At 73.1% G+C, this 5,077-nt stretch carries 4 protein-coding genes; all 4 read right to left on the reverse strand.

Going from position 1 to position 5,077, the window contains the following annotated elements; all coding sequences use genetic code 11:
• Window positions 1-239, reverse strand: a 239-nt coding sequence (locus ACWENR_RS29530) for a sporulation protein (RefSeq protein ID WP_452280226.1), incomplete at its 3' end; no start/stop codon positions are given.
• Between the two features lie 407 nt (window positions 240-646).
• Window positions 647-1,711 (reverse strand): hemolysin family protein, encoded by a 1,065-nt coding sequence (locus ACWENR_RS29535; protein ID WP_452280227.1) that lies wholly within the window; start codon window positions 1,709-1,711, stop codon window positions 647-649.
• Complete coding sequence (locus ACWENR_RS29540; RefSeq protein WP_452280228.1) at window positions 1,708-3,057, reverse strand: hemolysin family protein; 1,350 nt, start codon at window positions 3,055-3,057, stop codon at window positions 1,708-1,710. Before ACWENR_RS29540 ends, ACWENR_RS29535 begins: the two co-directional genes overlap by 4 nt.
• Before the next feature lie 194 nt (window positions 3,058-3,251).
• Window positions 3,252-4,802 carry a M28 family metallopeptidase gene (locus ACWENR_RS29545; protein ID WP_452280229.1) on the reverse strand — a complete coding sequence of 517 codons (1,551 nt, stop codon included), beginning with the start codon at window positions 4,800-4,802 and terminating at the stop codon, window positions 3,252-3,254.
• Window positions 4,803-5,077 lie beyond the last annotated feature (275 nt).

Consider the following 5,077-nt stretch of genomic DNA (forward strand, 5'->3'; position numbering starts at 1 on the left):
TTGTAGGCGGTGTTACGGGTTTTATGAGTTGTGATGTTCATTTGTGCCTCGGGTGGGTCGGGCTGGGGGGTGGTGACCAGGCCGAGCCGGACGTGCAGCACCGGCACGTCGACCGAGCCGGCGACGACGGTGACCCGGCCGGGCAACCGCAGCCCGGGGCGGGTGCTGGGATTGGCCAGGGCGGTCCGGACGGACAGCCCGGTCCATCCGGACTCCGGTGACACTCCCGTCAGCCGCACCGCACTCCCCCGTCGCCTCCGCCCCGCCCCGATCACCACGGGACGGGATCCGCGCGGGCGGCGGACCCGCGGACCCGTCCCGGACCGGACTCCGCCCGCGTCCGGCGCCACGGGTCCGTCCAGGACCAGCCTCGCGGATCCGTCCAGGACCAGCGTCGCGCGTCCGTCCAGGACCAGCCTCGCGGATCCGCCCAGGACCAGCCCTGCGGATCCGTCCAGGACCAGCCCTGCGCGTCCGCGCAAGACCAGCCCTGCGGGTCCGCCCAAGACCAGCCCTGCGGATCCGTCCAGGACCAGCCCTGCGGGTCCGCCCAGGACCAGCCCTGCGGGTCCGCCCAGGACCAGCGTCGCGGACGGGGCGGGCGTCCGTGCGGTCTTCGCCGAAGTACCGCACGGACGCCGGTGGCTCACCTCATGCGCCGCCCGCGCGGCACCGGGTCGGTCTCGTCGTCGAACTCGCCGATGACCTCCTCCAGCAGGTCCTCCAGCGCGACGAAGCCGATCGGCCTGGCCGGCCCGCCGCCGTTGCGTACGAGGGCGAGCTGGGACTGCCGGGCGCGCATCGCCGCCACGGCGTCGGTCACCGTGGCGGAGGCGGGCAGGGTGAAGGCGTTGGTCATCAGGTCGCCGGCGGTGACCGTACGACCCGTGGTGGTGGCCCGCACCGCCTCCCGGACGTGGACGAGGCCGCAGACGTCCCCGCTCGCGTCCAGCACGGCCAGCCGCGACCGGCCGCTGTCCCGACTGACCTGCTCGATCCGGGCGGCGTCCTCGTCGCGGCGGACCGTCACCATCTCCTGGAACGGCTCCATGACCTGGGCGACAGTCGTGCCCTGGAGTTCCAGCATGCTGGTCAGCATCTGGTGCTGCTCGGCCCCGAGCAGGCCGTGCTCACGGGACTGCTCCAGCAGGATGCGCAGCTCGTCGGGGCCGTGCACCTGGGCGAGCTGGTCCTGCGGGTTGACCTTGGCCAGCCGCAGCATCGCGTTGGCCAGGGCGTTCATCACCGACAGCACCGGGCGGGCGACCCGCGCGAAGGCGCGGAACGGCAACGCCAGCAGCACCGCCGAGCGCTCCGCGTCGGTGATCGCCCAGGACTTCGGCGCCATCTCGCCGACCACCAGGTGCAGGAAGGTGACCACGCTGAGCGCGAAGACCAGCGCGATCACGTGGCTCGCCGCGTCCGGCAGGCCCACCGCGTGCAGCAGCGGGCTGAGCAGGTGCTCGATCGCCGGCTCGGCGAGCGCGCCGAGCCCCAGGGTGCACAGCGTGATGCCGAGCTGCGCGCCGGCGAGCATCAGCGACAGCTCGCGTACGCCGTCCAGCGCGGCCCGGGCGGCGCGGCCGCCCCCGGCCGCCGCCTGCTCCAGCCGGTAGCGCTTGCTGGCCACCAGGGCGAACTCGGCGGCCACGAAGAAGCCGTTCAACGCCAGCAGGATCACCGACGTGAACAGGGCGATGCCGGGGCTCACGCGGACACCTCCCCCGGCTCGGCGAGCCGCAGCCGGACCGAGTCGGCGACGTGCCGGTCGACGGCCAGCACCTCGACCAGGGCGCGCGGCTCGACCGGGCCGTCCTCGCCGTCGGCGGGCAGGCTGATCTCCAGCCGGTCGCCGACCTCGGGCACCCGGCCCAGCTCCCGCATGACCAGGCCGGAGAGGGTGTCGTACTCCGGGCCCTCGGGCAGCGCGATGCCGGTGCTGTCGGCGACCTCGTCGATGCGCCAGCGGGCCGGCACCACCCAGGAGCCGTCGTCCTGCCGGGCGGGCGCCCGCTCCGGCGGGTCGTCCTCGTCGCGGATCGGGCCGACCAGCTCCTCGGCGAGATCCTCCAGCGTGATCACGCCGGCGAAGCCGCCGTACTCGTCGACCACGCAGGCGAGCTGGCGGTGGCCGGACCGGAGGCGGTCCAGCACCGTCGGCAGCGGCAGCGTCTCGGGCACCAGCAGCGGCGGGCCGGCGACCGCGCTGACCGGGGTGGTCGCGCGGCGCTCCGGCGGCACCCCGAGCACGTCGGCGATGCCGATGACGCCGACGAGGTCGTCGACGCCCTCCGCCCCGCGTACGGGGAAGCGGCTCTTGCCGGTGTCGAGCAGCTCGACCACCCGGCTGACCGGCTCGTGCGCGCGTACGGTGTGCACGTCGACGCGGGGAACCATGGCCTCGCCGGCGGTCAGCTCGCGGAAGTCGAGCCCCCGGTCGAGCAGCGTGGACATCTCGGCGGTCAGGTGCCCCTCCTGGCGGGACTCGGCGATGATCTGTTCGAGGTCCTGCGGGGTGGCGCCGCTGGGCAGCTCCTCGATCGGCTCGATGCCGACGCGGCGCAGCAACCGGACCGCTGCCCGGTCGAAGAGCTTGATCAGCGGACCGGCGACCTTGAGGTAGACCAGGGTGGAGCTGCTCAGGGCCTTCGCGAGGGGCTCGGGCCGGGCGATGGCGAGGTTCTTCGGCGCCAGCTCGCCCAGGACCATCTGGACCACCGTGGCGATGACCAGGGCCAGGACGACCGAGAGCGGCAGGCTGACCGCCGTGGAGACGCCGGTCACGCCGAGCAGCTCGGCCAGCCCGGCACCGAGGAACGGCTCGGCGACGTAACCGACCAGCAGGGCGGTGACGGTGATGCCGAGCTGCGCGCCGGAGAGCATGAACGACAGCCGCCCGGTCACCTCCAGCGCCCGGGCGGCGGCCTTGTCGCCGTCGTCGGCGAGCTGCTTGAGCCGGCCCCGGTCCACGGCGACATAGCCGAACTCCTGGGCCACGAAGTATCCCGTGGCGACGGTGAGGACGATGATGAGAAGAAGACCGACGACGATCAACACGGGTCGCTCAGGGCTCCCGGGGTCGTCGGGGTCGGGAATCGCCGGGCACGACCCGGCTGGCTACTGCTGCCCTCCTGGGCAGAAGAGTCGATCATGCAGCCATTTTATCCGTGCCGGCTGTACGCCCGCTGAGGGTGCGCCGAAGGCCCCCTGTCGTCCGGTTCACCGGCCTGCACAGGGGGCCCCGTACCGGCTCAGCTCTGGTCGATCCGCACGTCGTCCACGGCCGCCTCGACGAGGCTGGCCCCGCTCGCGTCGGCCGCGTCGACCACGATCCGCACGGTCTGCCCGCGCAGGGCCGTGATGTCGACGGCGCTGTTCTGCCAGGCCGCCGCCCGGTCGGTCGCCGCCCCGGTCGCGTTCACCACCGTGACGGTACTGGTCCCGACCACCCGTACGCGCAGGTAGTCGGCGCTGCTGGAGTTGTTCAGGTGGGCCAGGTACCAGGCGAGGTGGAGGGTGAGCGTGCCGGTCGACGGCAGCGTGATCGCCGGTGACTGGATGGTGCTCACCCCGCCGTCGAGGTCGTACGCCCCGGCGCTGCTGCCGGCGAGCGGCCCGGTGACCAGGTCGTAGCTGCCGCTGACGGTCGTGCCGAGCTGGGTGGCCACGCCGGAGCTGGTGGCCGCGGGGTCGCCGCGCTCCCACCGGCCGAGGGTGGCGGTGTCCGTGCCCGCCGGGTTGGTGGTCCACCCGGTGGCCGTCTCGAAGTTGTCGCTGAAGACGGTGGTGCCCGGTGGGGTGCCGGTGCCGGCGAGCGCCCACACGGTGTACGCGATCGCGTCGGCGTTGCGGTCCAGCGCCGTGTCGTTGATGTTGGTGGTGGTGTCGCAGGAGCGGTGGTAGCACGGGTCGAACGCCTGGCCCGCGGTGCCGCCCCAGAGCGAGGCGTGGGTGCTGGACTTGATGCCCTCGGCGCCGGTGAAGGTGCCGCCGGCCGGGATGCCCACGCTGATGAACGGCCCGTAGTCGCTGCGGCCGTCGAAGTCGGTGCCCCGGGTGGGTACGCCGATCGAGGTGAAGTACGCCTGGATGGTCTGCTCGATCTGGGCGGAGCCGGCGGGGCCGGGCCCGGAGCCGACGCCGTCGGAGTTGTCGCCGTCGTAGACGAAGTAGCCGGCGTTTGGCGAGCCGACCATGTCGAAGTTGAGGTACTGCTTGATCTTGCTGCGCTCGGTCGACGGCAGGTTGTTCACGTAGTACTGCGAGCCCCGCAGCCCCAGCTCCTCGGCGCCCCACCAGGCGAAGCGCAGGTGCTTGGTGGGGGTGAAGCCGCTGCGCGCCACGGCGAGCGCGGTCTCCAGGATCGCGGCCGAGCCGGAGCCGTTGTCGTTGATGCCGGGGCCGGAGGAGACGCTGTCCAGGTGCGCCCCGGTCATCACCACCTGGTTGGTGTCCCCGCCCGGCCAGTCGGCGATCAGGTTGTAGCCGGTGGCGCCGTTGTAGGTGAACGACTGCACCGCGGTGCTGAACCCGGCCGCGTCGAGCTGGCCCTTGACGTAGTTGACGGAGGCCAGGTAGCCGGGGCGGCCGTGCGCCCGGTTGCCGCCGTTGGCGGTGGCGATGGACTGGAGCTGGGACAGGTGCGCCTTCACGTTGGCCAGCGGGACGTCCGGCGCGGCGGCGGGGACGGCGGCCCGGACGGTGGCGCTGGGCGCGGCGGTCGCCGAAAAGGCGGTCACGACCGTCGCCGCCGCCACGGCCAGCGCGGCCAGCCAGGCGGATCGGGGGGTGGGGGTTCTCATGGGTCCTCCGGGTGGGGTGGGTCCGGCCCCGCCGGGTGGGCGGTCGCCGGTGGACGGCCCTTGATCGATGGCCATCACTGCGAAAGAGTGCAGCGGAGCGGACCCGCCGGCAATACGCAAGACTCAGATTCGCCGCATTCCCCGAATTGGGACGCCCGCCCCGGCGCGCGACGCCGAGCGGCCGGCCCGCCCGAGCCGCGACGCCCAGCGGCCGGCGAGCGGAACAGCCCACGTCTGAACTCCACTCACACCGCCAACAAACTCGTATGCACACG

The sequence above is a fragment of the Micromonospora sp. NPDC004336 genome (assembly GCF_053602615.1).